Source organism: Anaerobiospirillum thomasii (assembly GCF_900445255.1).
GTDB lineage: Bacteria > Pseudomonadota > Gammaproteobacteria > Enterobacterales > Succinivibrionaceae > Anaerobiospirillum_A > Anaerobiospirillum_A thomasii.
The window spans coordinates 499,319-513,751 of record NZ_UAPU01000007.1 but is presented as its reverse complement, the minus strand read 5'-3'; the positions used below and the strand labels follow the sequence as shown (position 1 = coordinate 513,751).

Here is a 14,433-nt window from a genome sequence, read left to right as displayed (position 1 = left end):
AATCCTATATAAATGAGTAGCCAAATCTAACCCATAACAGGGCGCTGTCATCAGCTTTGGTCTTATTGCCAAGAGCGGCTGCGGCCTGTACCTTGGTAAAGAAGCCTTTGTAGCTGTAATCAGCATCAAGACCAAGTCCCTTTAAAGATGTGGTCTGTGCAAAGCCCTTATATCCGCTATGGCCATATGAAAGATTTGGAGTAAGGCTAAGTGAGCTGTCCTTGATTGGATTAAACTGCATGCCGCACCTTAAAATATAGCCATAGTCACCTGCAGCTTTGTTGCTCTTGTAGGCGGCAACAGCCTCAGCCCCACTTATGGTAAATGACTCTGATGCATCTAAACTTACAGATGCCATTTGAGCCTCAAAGGAAGATATTGCGCTGACATAATCATTGATTCTGTAATTGATATTTGCTGTTGTATTAAAGATTATGAATTTATCGTCAAAGGCCATGTCATACTCATCATCACTGTAAAGACGGCCAAATGTGAATTTTCCTGTAGCTGAGCCGCTTAGGTTGTCAGTAAATTTATGACTGCCAGCAACTGATGCGTAGATGGCATGTGAGTGCTTTTTAAACTCAATATCAAACAGGCCAAATTCGTCTTTGATATCTCTGTATCTGTAACCTACAAAGATATCGGCTTTGGTGTCAAAGGAGCGCAGCAGAGGCTGTTTTAAAAAGATCTCGCCTGTAAGTGAACTGCCCTTGGCATCAAGAAATTCATACTCATCTGACAGTTCATAGTGGCTGTAGCATGAGCCTAAGCCTAAAACAGTCTTATAACTGTTTACTGGAATTTCATAATTTATATTGTAGTTTTTATAATTCTTTTGTGTGGTGGCAAGAAATACCGACAGAGAGTCAGCATGCTGTGTCAGATTGGATATGGTGGTATAACCCATAAAGCGATACTCACCTACACTTTTGCTGCCATAGTTATCAGCCATTAGGGCGCCTGTAAATTTCTTGCGCTCTTTGATATCAACATCAATGACAGCATGGGACAGATCGTCTGCATCCTCCTGCATGGATGCCTTTATATCAAAGGCACCAAGATCAGAGAGTTTGAGCAGCTCTTTTTGCAGATCGTTTGTATGCACATCACTGTGTCGCAGTGACTTTAAATGCTTAAAAAGCATTTTGGATGTACCTCTTGCAAGAAACTTACTGTCAATATTAAGATTTATATCTGAAATCTTGGTGTAGACAATATCTACAAGCAGCACGCCGTCTGTACCAATTGACTGCTCTGGCAGATAGGCGCGTGAGCTTGGATAGCCGTTTTCTCTGTAGTAGTCAGTAACCTCCTGCAGAATATTCTGCAGCATATATGCATCTATATTGCGACCTTTATATTTGTCTGCAATCTGGCTTAGATATGGAAGTTTTAAAATATTACCTGTAGTGGCAAACTCTATATGACTCAGGGCAATAGAGTTGTCAGCACTGGCCTCATATGTATAAAAGGCAGAGCACAGAGCTAAAGCCAGGGCTGTTTTATTAAATAATTTATGCATAGTAAAAATAAAGAATTTTTAAAATAAAAGACAGGCGCCATTGTAAAGATCTGCAAAAAACACAGAGGCAAAAGGAGGGCAAAATAAAGGCTTTTTTTAAATAGGTGGGGTTAACTAGTTGAAAATAGGGCAGTAAAAAATAAAAAAACTGCAATATGATACTACATTGCAGTTTTAGTTCTGGATATGGATCTTATTTTATGGTCGGCCTACTTTGCCATAAGCCTGAAGACCTGCGTTGCCCTGACGCATTTTGACAAGTTCAGCTCTTGTCTCGCTACGTCTTTCTTTAAGATCTTCAATCTGTCTTAGAGCGTGTGAGGCAAAGGCTTTGGCAAATTCCTGACGTTTGTTCTCTTCCTCTTCATCAAGCTGCATAAAGGTTATACGCTTGATATAGTCAAGACGCTGTGCGCTAAGTTCATTTATGCGCGCATCATCAAGCTCGTCAGCCTCAGCAAGCAGAGAAATTTCCTCCTCAATTGCTACTAATGCCTGAATTAAATCGTCAATCTTATCCATTGCCTTTTGTCCTTATCGAAATTTTTAGATGGTGCCGTGTGCCAGTGAACGAGTATTGTTAAATTCACTGTGGTATGCATCGTTAGTGCGCTGTGCTGAAGCCTGCTGCTGAGCGGCTACAGGGATCTTGTCCCATGCCTCTTTGATCGGCATAAAGACTTTAAGCGCATCGTCAATTGGCTTTTCATTGAGATCAATGGCAGCATCGGCAATGCAGTGAATCATATAGTTGTAGATATTCTTCAGATTGGTGGCAATTTCCTTTGACTGAGAAAAATCAAGGGTGTCCTTTAGATTCTCTAAAATTGCAGTAGCTGAAGATAGACGGTTGGCTTTCATAGCCAGATCGCCTCTGGCAATGGCGCCTTTGGCCTGTGCCAGTCTCTCAAAAATACCCTGATAGAGCATTTTTGTGATTACGTACGGATCGGCTACACTTAACTCGGCGTTAACCGAGGTTTTCTTGTAAGCGCTTAAATCATTAATACCGAACATATTGCTCTCTCCTAAAGTGGCAATTATTGCCGTTTATATGGTGATACTTAGAAAAGAGCAAGAAATATGCCAGTTTTAATCCTTGGCGTTTTCCATCAGGAAAAATACGGAGCGACGCTCTCTCTGACCGCGTTTTATGGCTTTCAAGGCGTATCTGTGGCGTCTTGATCTTTTAAGACCGGTGGCACTCCTGTGAGCAAATGAACCTTTGCGCATAAATACCTCGCTATATGTATTAAAAATACCCTTGATTATTTTAATACGCACTTTTGGCGCATGCAATGTCAAAAACGGCAAGGTTTGTCAGGTACTTTATTTACAAAAAATACAAAAGTGTAGGTTCTAATCGGCAGGGGAGAGAAAAACTTTTGTACTTTTTAAGAAAAAGCTCTTTTTTTTCTGAAAAATATGCACAAGGTCAATTAATACAAAAAAGAATTAAATTAAGCCTTTATAAAACAACAGTTAAACTTGAAAAAAGATCGCAAAAGTCCTAACCTTTAAAAAAACTATATGTTTGTATAACTTTTTATTCATACATAAATATATATAAGTATTTTAATAAATTAGGTTGTTCAGGTGTTTTATGAACTTTTTGAATAATATGAAACTGAGTCTTAAGCTAACGGTCGGTTTTGGATTTGTACTACTGCTTACTGTATTTATTTCTCTGATTGCTATTAACTCGTTGCGCTCAAGTCTGTCTGTAGCAGATCTGGTACACTCACTTGTAGATCAGAGCTATGCAAGAGTCAATGCCTCAACTATTAAATCATCAGAGATGAATAGCTCTATTTCATTTTATTTAAGCCCAGGCAATCAGACTGACAAGGCAAGACAGGATCTTGAGACTGACATTAAAGAAGCTCTTAATCTTGCAGGTCAGCTCAATCTGCCACAGTACAAGGTAGCTACAGACAAGATTGCTGCACTGACACAAAACTTTGCTGACAATTATCAAAATGCCATTGTGCCTCTTATTGAAGCCGGCAAACCATTTGATGCTCTGGCCTTCTATTTAGATCAGATGCAGCCTGTAGCCACAGAAATTGCCAGCATTCACTCAAGCATTGGCAAAGATCTTATCTCTGATATTTCAGAGGAGGTTGACGTACTGCGCGATACCACAGCATTACTTATTGTTATAGGCTGCACCATAGGCGCCATTATCTTAGGCGGTCTTACAGCCTTCTTCACCTCAAGATACATTACACACTGTCTGTCTCACTTATGTCAGATTGCAGGCAGAATTTCACAAAACGATCTTACTGTTGAAATACCTGTCTACTCAAAGGATGAGTTTGGTGAGCTGGCCACGATGATGCGCACCATGCGCAATAACTTAAGTGACTCTGTATCATTAGTTATAGATGTATCAAATAAGCTACGCGATGAGATCTTGGTGATGAATAAATCATCTCAGGATGTGGTAGATGCAGCCAAGACAGCCGAGTCACAGACTGTTACAGTGGCCGCAGCAGCCGATGAGATGGTATCAACCACAGCTGATATTGCAAGAAATTGCGAGAGTGCCGCTGCTGTATCAGATGACTCAAAGCATATTACTCTTATGGGCATGGATGTGGTAAGAACCACAGTTGATCAGATTAGAGATCAGTCAGAGCGCACCAATCAGGATGCCCTCAAGATTCAGGCTCTTGCCGATCAGACCCAGAAGATTGGCTTTATTGTTGGCACCATTGATGAAATTGCAGCACAGACTAACTTATTAGCTCTCAATGCTGCTATCGAGGCAGCCCGTGCCGGTGAGGCAGGACGTGGCTTTGCCGTGGTTGCCGATGAGGTTCGTGCATTAGCTTCACGTACCACCAAGTCAACACAGGAAATCTCCTCCATGGTGTCACAGATTCAAAATGATGCCAATGTGGCCACACAGTCTATGGAGTCATCTGTAAGCAATATGAATACAGTGGCTGAAAAGGCAGGTGAGCTTGAGACTTCATTAAACTCTGTGCTTGATAAGGTCAATGCTGTAAATACACAGATTACTCAGATTGCAACTGCAGCTGAGGAGCAGACTACAGCCACCTCTGAGATTTCAACCAATATGCAGGGTATTACCACTGCAACTCAGATTGTATTTGACAAATCTCAAAGCGCCATTGCTACAACTGAAAAGTCAGTTGTCTCAATACGTGATCTTGTAGAGAACCTCTCAAAGTTCAAGCTACATGATCCAAACGCTGCTAATTAATATTAAGGGGCAGGCTGACCCTGCCTCATGATTCTTACATAGAATTTAGTTAAGTTTATAAGGTGTAACATGAGTTTTATTAAAAAAGCCTGTAGCCTTGCTGCTATTGTTTTGCTTATAAGTCCAGCTTATGCTGCAGGAGAGCTTGCAGGTAAAACCCTGCACGTATCAGTAGATCCGACTACTCCACCGTTTTCAACACTGGCTGATGACTTTATAACCCCAATAGGCCTTGATGTAGATATTATTATTGAGCTGCAAAAGCGTCTTGGTTTTGAAATTGCAGAAAACCGTATTTTGCCTATGATGCGCTCTGAGCAGATGAAAAGGATTAAAAATAATCAGTTGGATCTTGTAGCAGGCTGTCTGTCGGCTACAGCAGATCGCGCCAAGCATCTGGATTTTAGTCCTGTCTATTATGACACAGGACTTAGCATTATTTATTCCAAGAGTAAATATAACAAGGTCACGGATTTTAGAAAGTTCAATGATGCTAAGGTAGGTGCAGTGGAAGGTACAGTAAGTGAGCACTTTATTGACAGACAGCTGCAGGGAGCTCAGAAGGTAATATTCCCAAGCTTCATGATAGCCATGATTGCTGTAACTCAGGGTACTGTTGATGCCATCGTCTATGACAGACCTCTTATTGAGTATTTTGCACAGAGCATGCCTGATTTTAATCTTGAGGTTATAGATGATATCTATGAAAGACAGTACTGTCAGATAGCCCTTGGCTTTGGCAAGAACTCTCCTTATACATTTATTATCTCAAAAGAGCTCTATAATATGAAAAAAGACGGAACACTCGATGCTATTGTAGATAAATACATAAAATAAAAACGTTACATTTAGGAGATTTTAGGTATAACGAAGTTCTGATTTTCAGATTACTTTTGTTTAATAAAACAGGTCTTAAAGTTACTTTTATTAAGTTGTCTTAACTGATTGGGTGATTTATGAACTTTTTAAATAAAATGAAACTGAGTCTTAAGCTGACACTTGGCTTTGGCTTTGTGCTTTTGCTTACCGTGCTTATCTCACTTATAGCGATAAACTCGCTGCGCTCGAGTCTGTCTGTAGCCGATGTGGTACACTCACTTGTAGATCAAAGCTATGCAAGAGTCAATGCCTCCACCATCAAGGCCTCAGAGATGAACAGCTCTATTTCATTTTATCTAAGTCCTGGCAATCAGACTGACAAAGCAAAACAGGATCTTGAGACTGATATTAAAGATGCTCTTAATCTTGCAGGTCAGCTCAATTTGCCGCAGTACAAGGCAGCCACCGATAAAATTGCTGCTCTGACACAAAGCTTTGCTGACAATTATCAAAATGCCATTGTGCCTCTTATTGAAGCCGGCAAACCATTTGACGCTCTTTCTTTCTATTTAGATCAGATGCAGCCTGTAGCTACAGAAATTGCTAACATTCACTCAAGCATTGGCAAAGATCTTATCTCTGATATTTCAGAGGAGGTTGACGTACTGCGCGATACCACAGCATTACTTATTGTTATAGGCTGCACCATTGGTGCCATTATCTTAGGTGGCCTTACAGCATTCTTCACCTCAAGATACATTACACACTGTCTGTCCCACTTATGTCAGATTGCAGGCAGAATTTCACAAAACGATCTTACAGTTGAAATTCCTGTCTATACCTACGATGAGTTTGGCGAGCTTGCCATGATGATGCGCACTATGCGCAATAACTTAAGTGACTCTGTATCATTAGTTATAGATGTCTCAAATCAGCTGCGCGATGAGATTATGGCGATGAACAAGTCATCTCAGGATGTGGTAGATGCTGCCAAGACAGCCGAGTCTCAGACTGTAACTGTAGCAGCTGCTGCCGATGAGATGGTATCAACCACAGCTGATATTGCAAAAAATTGCGAAAGTGCCGCTACTGTATCAGATGACTCAAAGCATATTACTCTTATGGGCATGGATGTGGTAAGAACCACAGTTGATCAGATTAGAGATCAGTCAGAGCGCACCAATCAGGATGCTCTCAAGATTCAGGCTCTTGCCGATCAGACCCAGAAGATTGGCTTTATTGTTGGCACCATTGATGAAATTGCAGCACAGACTAACTTATTAGCTCTCAATGCTGCTATCGAGGCAGCCCGTGCCGGTGAGGCAGGACGTGGCTTTGCCGTGGTTGCCGATGAGGTTCGTGCATTAGCTTCACGTACCACCAAGTCAACACAGGAAATCTCCTCCATGGTGTCACAGATTCAAAATGATGCCAATGTGGCCACACAGTCTATGGAGTCATCTGTAAGCAATATGAATACAGTGGCTGAAAAGGCAGGTGAGCTTGAGACTTCATTAAACTCTGTGCTTGATAAGGTCAATGCTGTAAATACACAGATTACTCAGATTGCAACTGCAGCTGAGGAGCAGACTACAGCCACCTCTGAGATTTCAACCAATATGCAGGGTATTACCACTGCAACTCAGATTGTATTTGACAAATCTCAAAGCGCCATTGCTACAACTGAAAAGTCAGTTGTCTCAATACATGATCTTGTAGAGAACCTCTCAAAGTTCAAGTTGCATGATCCTAATGCAGTTAATTAGGTAGAGTCAGGAAGCAGGCCTGGCCTGCTTTATAGTTTTGTTTATTATTACTGCTATGATGTAAGGTGTAAAATGAGTTTGATAAAAAAGACCTTCGGTGCTGCTGCCATTGCAGCTATGGCTTTGATCGTATGCCCAGCCCAAGCCGCAGGTGAGCTTGCCGGAAAAACACTGCGTATTGGCGTAGATCCGACCAACCCTCCTTTTGCAACACTAGCTAATGATTATATAACTCCAGTTGGCCTTGATATTGATATTATCATGGAGCTAAAAAAGCGCCTTGGCTTTGAACTTGCAGAAAACCGTATTCTGCCTATGCTGCGCGGCGAGCAGCTAAGAAGAGTAAAAAATAAACAGATTGATGTGCTGGCAGGCTGTCTGTCAGCAACAATAGAACGTACTGAGTTTATGGATTTTAGCCATATCTACTTTGATACAGGTCTTAGCGTAATCTACTCAAAGAAAAAATATAACAATGTTGATGATATTAAAAAATTCTCCAATGGCAAAGTAGGTGCAGTTCTTGGCACCACAGGTGAGGATTTTATTGACAGAAATATCCCAGGAGCTGAGAAAGTGCAGCTGTCAAGCTTTATGATTGGCATAGTGGCAGTAACTCAGGGCAAACTTGATGCTATGGTCTATGACAAACCTATTATTGAGTACTTTGCTCAGACTATGCCAGCCTTTAATCTGCAGATTGTTGATAAAATCTACGACAGACAACACGGACAGATTGCCTTTGGCTTTGCCAAGGACTCGCCTTATGCCTATGATATATCAACAGAGATGTATCGCATGAAACTTGACGGTACGCTCGATAAGATTATAAAGAAGTATTTTAAATAATTTTTTCTACCTCTTTTGTTGTGTTAGTTACAAGGCGGCTTCGGTCGCCTTTTTGGTTTTTTATTACAGTATAGTAGTTAAAAGGAAGGTAATTTTTGAGATAAAGTTAAAAATACTTTATAAAAATATAGCTAAACATGATAGAATACAGTGCCTTTAATATAAGGCGTATTTTTAATTTTTTTCGAAAACACACACTGTTTATTCACGCAGACTTTGGGTGCCGTCAAGGTTAAAGCTGCGAAACAGTGGAGGCAAAACCCATTTAAGAGGAAAACTCAATGTCATCAATTACCATGCGCGACATGCTTCAGGCAGGCGTTCACTTCGGCCATCAGACTCGTTACTGGAATCCAAAGATGAAACAGTACATCTTTGGTGCAAGAAACGGTGTACACATCATCAACCTCGATAAGACTGTACAGTGCTACGAAGACGCATTAAACTTCCTGTCAAGCACAGTAGCTCACAAGGGTAAGATTTTATTCGTAGGCACCAAGAGAGCCGCCTGCGACAAGGTTGGTCCAGCTGCCGAGGCCTGTGGTCAGTACTATGTTGATCACCGCTGGTTAGGTGGTATGCTCACCAACTGGAAGACTGTACGTCAGTCAATCAAGCGTTTAAAGGAGCTTGAGATTCAGTCAACTGACGGTACCTTTGACAAGCTCACCAAGAAAGAAGCTCTGTTACGTACCCGTGAGCTTGAGAAGCTCAACCGTTCATTAGGCGGTATCAAGGATATGGGCGGTCTGCCAGATGCCTTATTCGTAATCGACGCTGAAGTTGAGCACATTGCTATCAAAGAAGCCAACAATCTTGGCATTCCAGTAGTTGCAGTTGTTGATACCAACTCAAACCCAGATGGCGTTAACTACATTATTCCAGGTAACGACGATGCTATCCGTGCAGTAGAGCTCTACTTAAAGGGTGCCGTTGAGACCATCAATGCCGCCCGCATGGAGCAGGGTCAGGTTGTTGAGGCTGCCCCTGAGGTTGCTGCAGAGACTGCTGAGCAGGCTGAATAATATAGATTTTTTTAGGCACATGCCTTAATGGCATAATGCGATTTGTATTGTGTTAAAGGCTGGAGTATTCCGGCCTTTTTAAAAACATTTAGAGGAATTTTTTAAATGGCTAATGTAACAGCTGCAATGGTTAAAGAGCTGCGCGATATCACTGGCGCAGGCATGATGGACTGCAAAAAGGCTCTGGTTGCTACAGACGGCAATATCGAGGCTGCTATTGAAGAGATGAGAAAGAGCGGTGCCTTAAAGGCTGCCAAGAAAGCCACCCGTACTGCTGCCGAGGGTACTATTGCCTGTGCACAGGAAGGCAATGCCGCTGTATTAGTTGAGTTAAACTCAGAGACCGACTTTGCTGCCAAGAATGCTGAGTTCCAGGACTTTGCTGCTAAGGTTGCAAACTTAGCTTTAGCTTCAGGTGTAAGCGATGTTGAGGCTTTAAAGAACGAGCAGATAGATGGCCAGAGCGTTGCTGATGCTCTTACAGCTTTAGTCGCCAAGATCGGTGAGAACCTCAATCTGCGTCGTATGGTACGTGTTGAGGGTGAGAACCTTGGTCTGTACGTACACTCAAACCGTCGTATCGGCGTTATAGTATCCTTAAAGGGCGGTGACAACGAGCTTGCCAAGCACGTAGCTATGCACGTATGTGCCTCAAAGCCAGATTTCGTAAAGCCAGAGGATGTATCTGCCGAGGTTGTTGAGAAGGAGCGTCAGATCCAGATCGATATCGCCATGCAGTCTGGCAAGTCAAAGGAAATTGCCGAGAAGATGGTTGAAGGCCGTATGAAGAAGTTCACCGGTGAAGTTTCTCTGACCGGTCAGCCATTCGTAATGGATCCATCAATCTCAGTTGGCGATCTGTTAAAGAACAATGGTGCTGAGGCTATCTCATTCGTACGTTTTGAGGTAGGTGAGGGTATCGAGAAGAAAGAATCCAACTTTGCTGAAGAAGTGCAGGCTCAGATCGCCGCTTCTTCTAAGTAATTTTGGAGAAATAAAATGACCTCTTTACAGCCGGGAAAAGCAAGACGTATCTTATTAAAGCTGTCAGGTGAAGCACTTGGCGGACAGAGCGGTTTTGGTATTGAGCCTGAGATTTTATCAGCTACAGCAGCTCAGATTAGAAAGGTGCAGGAGCACGGTGTACAGGTAGTGCTAGTTATAGGCGGCGGTAATATTTTCCGTGGCGCGGCACTGCAGAAGGCCGGCCTTGACCGTGTTGCAGGTGATCAGATGGGCATGCTTGCCACCGTTATGAACGGTCTTGCCATGCGCGATGAGCTTGTAAGACAGGGCGGTGAGTGTGTGCTGATGAGCGCCTATGGCATTCCATCTATAAGTGCACAGTACAGTGCCGTGCAGGGCCGTGAGATTTTATCCAAAGGCCAGGCCCTTATTGTTGCAGGTGGTACCGGATCTCCTTTCTTTACTACAGATACAGCCGCTATTTTACGTGGTGTTGAGCTCTGCTGTGATGAGGTCTTTAAAGCCACCAAGGTTGATGGCATATACACAGCTGATCCTATGAAGGATAAAAATGCACAGCGTTTTGACCGTCTGAGTTTTGACGAGGTGCTAAAGCGTGAGCTTGAAGTAATGGACTTAACTGCTTTTGCATTGGCTCGCGACCATCAGATGTCTATCCGTGTCTTCTCTATGAACAAGGAGGGCGCACTGCTTCGCGCCTCTTTAGGTGAGGATGAAGGTACTCTGGTTTGTACCACAGGAGTTTAATAAATGGTTAATGATGTAAAACAAAAAGCTAATGATCGTATGCAAAAGGCTTTAGAGTCACTGCGCAGCCGTCTTTCAAAAGTACGTACAGGCCGAGCACAGCCTGCCATTTTAGACGGTGTAATGGTTGACTACTACGGCACTCCTACCCCTTTGCGTCAGGTTGCTCAGGTAAATGTTGAAGATGCCCGCACCTTAAAGCTTACAGTATTTGACAGAAATGCTGTTAAGGACGTTGAAAAGGCTATTCAGAAATCAGAGCTTGGCCTGAACCCTGTAATTACCGGTGTAGATATTCGTGTTCCTCTTCCACCGCTGACAGAAGATCGCCGCAAGGAGCTTGTAAAGGTTGTGCGCGGTGAAGTTGAGCAGAGCCGTGTCGAGGTGAGAAATATCCGCCGTGACGCCAACGCTGAGCTCAAAGATCTGCAGAAGTCAAAGGATATCTCTGAGGATGAGCAGAGAGGCGGAGAAGAGCAGATTCAGAAGCTTACAGATGCTACCATCAAGCAGTGTGATGATCTGTTAGCTGCCAAAGAAAAAGAGCTAATGGAAGTTTAATTCAATCTTAAACTTTATGTTAGACAAAAAAATATGCGCGGGGCGAGATCTTAAAATCCCCCGCCATCTTGCAATTATTATGGATGGAAACGGCCGCTGGGCAGAGAGAAAAGGTATGTCCCGCATCCGTGGTCATCACAAAGGCGCAGATGTAGTCACCAATGTGATTAAAAGCGCCACAGCCTTAGAAATTCAAAAGCTGACTCTTTTTGCTTTCTCATCTGAAAACTGGAGAAGACCGCAGGCTGAGGTCAGTGCCCTTATGGAGCTTTTTGCTCTGTCTTTAAAAAGACAGGTTGCAAAGCTTAATGAAAACAATATCAGATTAAATGTAATAGGCGATATTTCGCGTTTTTCCCCATCACTTGTAAAGTCAATTGAAAAGGCACAGGATCTGACCTGCAACAATGACGGTCTTACCTTAAACATTGCCGCCAACTACGGCGGACGCTGGGATATGGTACAGGCAACAAGAGTGCTTGCCTCCATGGTCAAAAAGGGTCAAGTGCAGGCTCAGGATATTGATGAGAGCATGCTGCAACAACATCTGTCCTGTCCTGATGATGTGGATCTGCTCATTCGTACAGGTGGTGAAATGCGCATCAGCAATTTTCTTTTATGGCAGTGTGCCTATGCTGAATTTTATGTAACTGATACCTTATGGCCTGATTTTGATGACAGTGAGCTGCTTTTGGCCCTGCAATTCTTTTCAAAAAGAGAAAGGCGTTTTGGTATGACCTCAAAACAGATACAGGAGCAAGAAAGTGGGTATTAGAATTATAACCGCACTATGTCTTTTAGCCCTGGCCTATGTATGGCTTTTTGTTGTTGACTATGAGTTTTTTGTAATTGGAGCTCTGGCCATATATACACTTGGTGCCTATGAAATGGGCCCGCTGCTTGGTTTTAAATCACGCCTTACATTTTTACTTACAGCAACTGTGGCCTCAAGTGCAGTATTTTACTTTGCCCCTCCAGGTCTGTATATTGAAGGTATAATTCCATCTTTTGTCTATTATTTAATAGCTATCTCCTGTCTGTTCTGGATAGGCTCCATTCCGCTTTTAAAGAGCTTTCCGAAAAATACTGCCTGGCATAACAATACCACGCTGACCACATTTTTAGCACTGTTTATGCTTCTGCCTTTTTTAATGGGCATTATAGTGCTGCGCTCAGTCAATTATCACAATGACAGACTTGAAGGTTCATTTTTAGTGCTTGCCGTTATGGCACTTGTCTGGCTTGCAGACTCAGGGGCCTATTTTACAGGCCGCGCCTTTGGCAGACACAAGCTTTTAGAAGCTGTAAGTCCTAAAAAGACTCTTGAGGGTGTATATGGCGGCATAGCTGCAGCACTCATCGGTCTTAGCGTTTTTAGTTATTATGATTTTTATTCAATCTATCAGGTTAATACCATAGCACTGTATGTGGCAGGCTGTGCTGCCATTATCTTTTCTGTAATTGGCGATCTGGTGGAGAGCATGTTCAAGCGTATTGTGGATATTAAAGATTCAGGCCGTATATTCCCAGGCCATGGTGGCATGCTTGACAGAATAGATTCACAGCTTGCAGCCGTGCCTGTCTTTATCAGCTTCTATCTGCTGCTTGACAGAGCTCTTTTTTAAAAGATAGTGCTTGGGTTTTAGGCAAAATATGCACTGTTGAACAGTAATTACGCTAAAAGCTCTTTACAATAGCAAAGCTTTAAATAAATGAACATATAGGATTTTAATGAAAAAGGTAACACTGCTTGGAGCCACAGGATCAATAGGCCAGAGCACCCTTAATGTAATTAAGGCTAATGAAGAAAGTTATAAGCTGCACTCTGCTGTAGCCAACTACAATGTCAAAGGCATGGTGGATATTGTCAAAAACTTCGCCCCAGAGCGTGTGGCTATGTATGACAGTAAAAGTGCAGGTGAGCTTAAAGATGCTCTTGTCTCTTTAAAGCTCAAGTGCGATGTTCTCTCAGGCTTTGATGGTGTCTGTGAGATAGCAGGCGATGGAGAGGCGCAGCAGGTTGTCGCCGCCATTGTAGGAGCCGCAGGTTTAAAGCCAACGCTTGAGGCTGTAAAGAGCGGTGTTGAAATAGGCCTTGCCAATAAAGAGGCCCTCGTAATGTCAGGCACCATTTTTTTTGATGCCGTCAAAAAATCAGGCTCACGTGTCATTCCAATTGACTCTGAGCACAGTGCCATTTTTCAGTCTCTGCCAGAGCAGGCACAGAACACCATAGGCTTTTGTGATCTTGACGCTCTTGGAGTAAGAAAAATTCTACTTACAGGCTCAGGTGGACCATTTAGACAAAAAAGTCTTGATGAGTTTGACTCTATAACTCCTGCCATGGCTGTAAATCATCCTGTCTGGAGCATGGGACCTAAGATCAGCGTTGACAGTGCCACTATGATGAACAAGGGGCTTGAGTTTATTGAGGCACGATATCTGTTTAATGCAAGTGACGATAAAATTGAGGTGCTGTTGCACCCTCAGTCTGTGGTGCACTCTATGGTCTCGTATGTCGACGGTGCAGTTTTAGCCCAGCTTGGTACACCATCTATGCAGACTCCTATAGCCAGATCACTTGCCTATCCAGAGCGTGTCGCAGCTGCAGTTGAGCCTCTTGATTTTGTCAATATGCAGCCTTTGAGCTTTGATAAACCTGATTTTAAGCGCTATCCATGTCTTAAGCTTGCCATGGAGGCCTCACGTCTTGGACAGGGCGCCACCACAGCGCTCAACGCTGCCAATGAAGTCCTGGTACAATGCTTTTTAGATGAGAAAATAAGATTTACAGATATAGCCGCAAACTGCCGCAAAGCTCTTGATCATTTTGCCTGTGAGCAGTGTGACAATCTTGATGATATATTACGCATAGACAAAGAAGCGCGCAGCTATATTCTAAGACTTATAGACAGGGATTGA

General features: G+C 42.8%; 16 protein-coding genes. 12 read left to right on the top strand and 4 right to left on the bottom strand.

The window, feature by feature from the left end:
* Positions 1-4: 4 nt before the first annotated feature.
* The 4 genes from DRZ93_RS09545 to DRZ93_RS13585 all read right to left on the bottom strand — a co-directional run bounded on the left by DRZ93_RS09545 (position 5) and on the right by DRZ93_RS13585 (position 2,758).
* Positions 5-1,525 carry a ShlB/FhaC/HecB family hemolysin secretion/activation protein gene (locus DRZ93_RS09545; RefSeq protein WP_113743856.1) on the bottom strand — a complete coding sequence of 507 codons (1,521 nt, stop codon included), beginning with the start codon at positions 1,523-1,525 and terminating at the stop codon, positions 5-7.
* 198 nt (positions 1,526-1,723) lie between these two features.
* The gene (locus DRZ93_RS09540) at positions 1,724-2,047 is read right to left on the bottom strand and encodes a hypothetical protein (RefSeq protein ID WP_113746452.1); all 324 of its coding nucleotides are present in this window, start codon (positions 2,045-2,047) and stop codon (positions 1,724-1,726) included.
* Positions 2,048-2,071: 24 nt separating this feature from the next.
* Positions 2,072-2,542 (bottom strand): flagellar export chaperone FliS, encoded by a 471-nt coding sequence (gene fliS, locus DRZ93_RS09535; RefSeq protein WP_113743858.1) that lies wholly within the window; start codon positions 2,540-2,542, stop codon positions 2,072-2,074.
* Positions 2,543-2,617: 75 nt separating this feature from the next.
* Positions 2,618-2,758, bottom strand: a complete 141-nt coding sequence (locus tag DRZ93_RS13585; protein ID WP_172458171.1) for a hypothetical protein — start codon at positions 2,756-2,758, stop codon at positions 2,618-2,620.
* A gap of 65 nt (positions 2,759-2,823) precedes the next feature.
* Here DRZ93_RS13585 and DRZ93_RS09525 point away from each other — a divergent pair, with 65 nt between their 5' ends.
* From DRZ93_RS09525 to ispC, 12 genes are all read left to right on the top strand, one after another.
* On the top strand, positions 2,824-3,039 hold the full coding sequence (locus DRZ93_RS09525) for a hypothetical protein (RefSeq protein ID WP_113743860.1): 216 nt from the start codon (positions 2,824-2,826) through the stop codon (positions 3,037-3,039).
* A gap of 89 nt (positions 3,040-3,128) precedes the next feature.
* Positions 3,129-4,757, top strand: coding sequence for a methyl-accepting chemotaxis protein (locus DRZ93_RS09520; RefSeq protein ID WP_113746451.1), 1,629 nt, complete (start codon positions 3,129-3,131; stop codon positions 4,755-4,757).
* Between the two features lie 69 nt (positions 4,758-4,826).
* On the top strand, positions 4,827-5,594 hold the full coding sequence (locus tag DRZ93_RS09515) for a substrate-binding periplasmic protein (RefSeq protein ID WP_113746450.1): 768 nt from the start codon (positions 4,827-4,829) through the stop codon (positions 5,592-5,594).
* Between the two features lie 119 nt (positions 5,595-5,713).
* Positions 5,714-7,342 (top strand): methyl-accepting chemotaxis protein, encoded by a 1,629-nt coding sequence (locus tag DRZ93_RS09510; RefSeq protein ID WP_113746449.1) that lies wholly within the window; start codon positions 5,714-5,716, stop codon positions 7,340-7,342.
* A 72-nt stretch (positions 7,343-7,414) separates the two neighbouring features.
* Positions 7,415-8,191, top strand: coding sequence for a substrate-binding periplasmic protein (locus DRZ93_RS09505; protein WP_113746448.1), 777 nt, complete (start codon positions 7,415-7,417; stop codon positions 8,189-8,191).
* Between the two features lie 281 nt (positions 8,192-8,472).
* On the top strand, positions 8,473-9,216 hold the full coding sequence (gene rpsB, locus DRZ93_RS09500; RefSeq protein ID WP_113743865.1) for a 30S ribosomal protein S2: 744 nt from the start codon (positions 8,473-8,475) through the stop codon (positions 9,214-9,216).
* 105 nt (positions 9,217-9,321) lie between these two features.
* Positions 9,322-10,200 (top strand): translation elongation factor Ts, encoded by an 879-nt coding sequence (gene tsf / locus DRZ93_RS09495; RefSeq protein ID WP_113743866.1) that lies wholly within the window; start codon positions 9,322-9,324, stop codon positions 10,198-10,200.
* A gap of 15 nt (positions 10,201-10,215) precedes the next feature.
* Entirely contained in the window at positions 10,216-10,950 is a 735-nt protein-coding gene (pyrH, locus tag DRZ93_RS09490; RefSeq protein ID WP_113743867.1) for a UMP kinase, read from the top strand.
* 3 nt (positions 10,951-10,953) lie between these two features.
* Positions 10,954-11,511: a ribosome recycling factor gene (gene frr / locus DRZ93_RS09485; protein ID WP_113743868.1), complete on the top strand. Its 558-nt coding sequence runs from the start codon at positions 10,954-10,956 to the stop codon at positions 11,509-11,511.
* Positions 11,512-11,527: 16 nt separating this feature from the next.
* Positions 11,528-12,286 (top strand): polyprenyl diphosphate synthase, encoded by a 759-nt coding sequence (gene uppS, locus DRZ93_RS09480; protein ID WP_113743869.1) that lies wholly within the window; start codon positions 11,528-11,530, stop codon positions 12,284-12,286.
* Positions 12,276-13,136: a phosphatidate cytidylyltransferase gene (locus tag DRZ93_RS09475; protein ID WP_113746447.1), complete on the top strand. Its 861-nt coding sequence runs from the start codon at positions 12,276-12,278 to the stop codon at positions 13,134-13,136. The genes uppS and DRZ93_RS09475 overlap by 11 nt, the downstream gene beginning before the upstream one ends.
* A gap of 106 nt (positions 13,137-13,242) precedes the next feature.
* Entirely contained in the window at positions 13,243-14,433 is a 1,191-nt protein-coding gene (ispC, locus tag DRZ93_RS09470) for a 1-deoxy-D-xylulose-5-phosphate reductoisomerase (RefSeq protein ID WP_113746446.1), read from the top strand.

Excerpts from the sequence above, each read along its gene's own strand:
- DRZ93_RS09545 (WP_113743856.1), bottom strand. The coding sequence starts at position 1,525 with ATGCATAAATTATTTAATAAAACAGCCCTGGCTTTAGCTCTGTGCTCT.
- ispC (WP_113746446.1), top strand. The coding sequence starts at position 13,243 with ATGAAAAAGGTAACACTGCTTGGAGCCACAGGATCAATAGGCCAGAGC.
- DRZ93_RS09520 (WP_113746451.1), top strand. The coding sequence starts at position 3,129 with ATGAACTTTTTGAATAATATGAAACTGAGTCTTAAGCTAACGGTCGGT.
- uppS (WP_113743869.1), top strand. The coding sequence starts at position 11,528 with ATGTTAGACAAAAAAATATGCGCGGGGCGAGATCTTAAAATCCCCCGC.
- fliS (WP_113743858.1), bottom strand. The coding sequence starts at position 2,542 with ATGTTCGGTATTAATGATTTAAGCGCTTACAAGAAAACCTCGGTTAAC.
- rpsB (WP_113743865.1), top strand. The coding sequence starts at position 8,473 with ATGTCATCAATTACCATGCGCGACATGCTTCAGGCAGGCGTTCACTTC.
- frr (WP_113743868.1), top strand. The coding sequence starts at position 10,954 with ATGGTTAATGATGTAAAACAAAAAGCTAATGATCGTATGCAAAAGGCT.
- DRZ93_RS09525 (WP_113743860.1), top strand. The coding sequence starts at position 2,824 with ATGTCAAAAACGGCAAGGTTTGTCAGGTACTTTATTTACAAAAAATAC.
- DRZ93_RS09505 (WP_113746448.1), top strand. The coding sequence starts at position 7,415 with ATGAGTTTGATAAAAAAGACCTTCGGTGCTGCTGCCATTGCAGCTATG.
- DRZ93_RS09515 (WP_113746450.1), top strand. The coding sequence starts at position 4,827 with ATGAGTTTTATTAAAAAAGCCTGTAGCCTTGCTGCTATTGTTTTGCTT.
- DRZ93_RS09510 (WP_113746449.1), top strand. The coding sequence starts at position 5,714 with ATGAACTTTTTAAATAAAATGAAACTGAGTCTTAAGCTGACACTTGGC.
- DRZ93_RS13585 (WP_172458171.1), bottom strand. The coding sequence starts at position 2,758 with ATGCGCAAAGGTTCATTTGCTCACAGGAGTGCCACCGGTCTTAAAAGA.
- tsf (WP_113743866.1), top strand. The coding sequence starts at position 9,322 with ATGGCTAATGTAACAGCTGCAATGGTTAAAGAGCTGCGCGATATCACT.
- DRZ93_RS09540 (WP_113746452.1), bottom strand. The coding sequence starts at position 2,047 with ATGGATAAGATTGACGATTTAATTCAGGCATTAGTAGCAATTGAGGAG.
- pyrH (WP_113743867.1), top strand. The coding sequence starts at position 10,216 with ATGACCTCTTTACAGCCGGGAAAAGCAAGACGTATCTTATTAAAGCTG.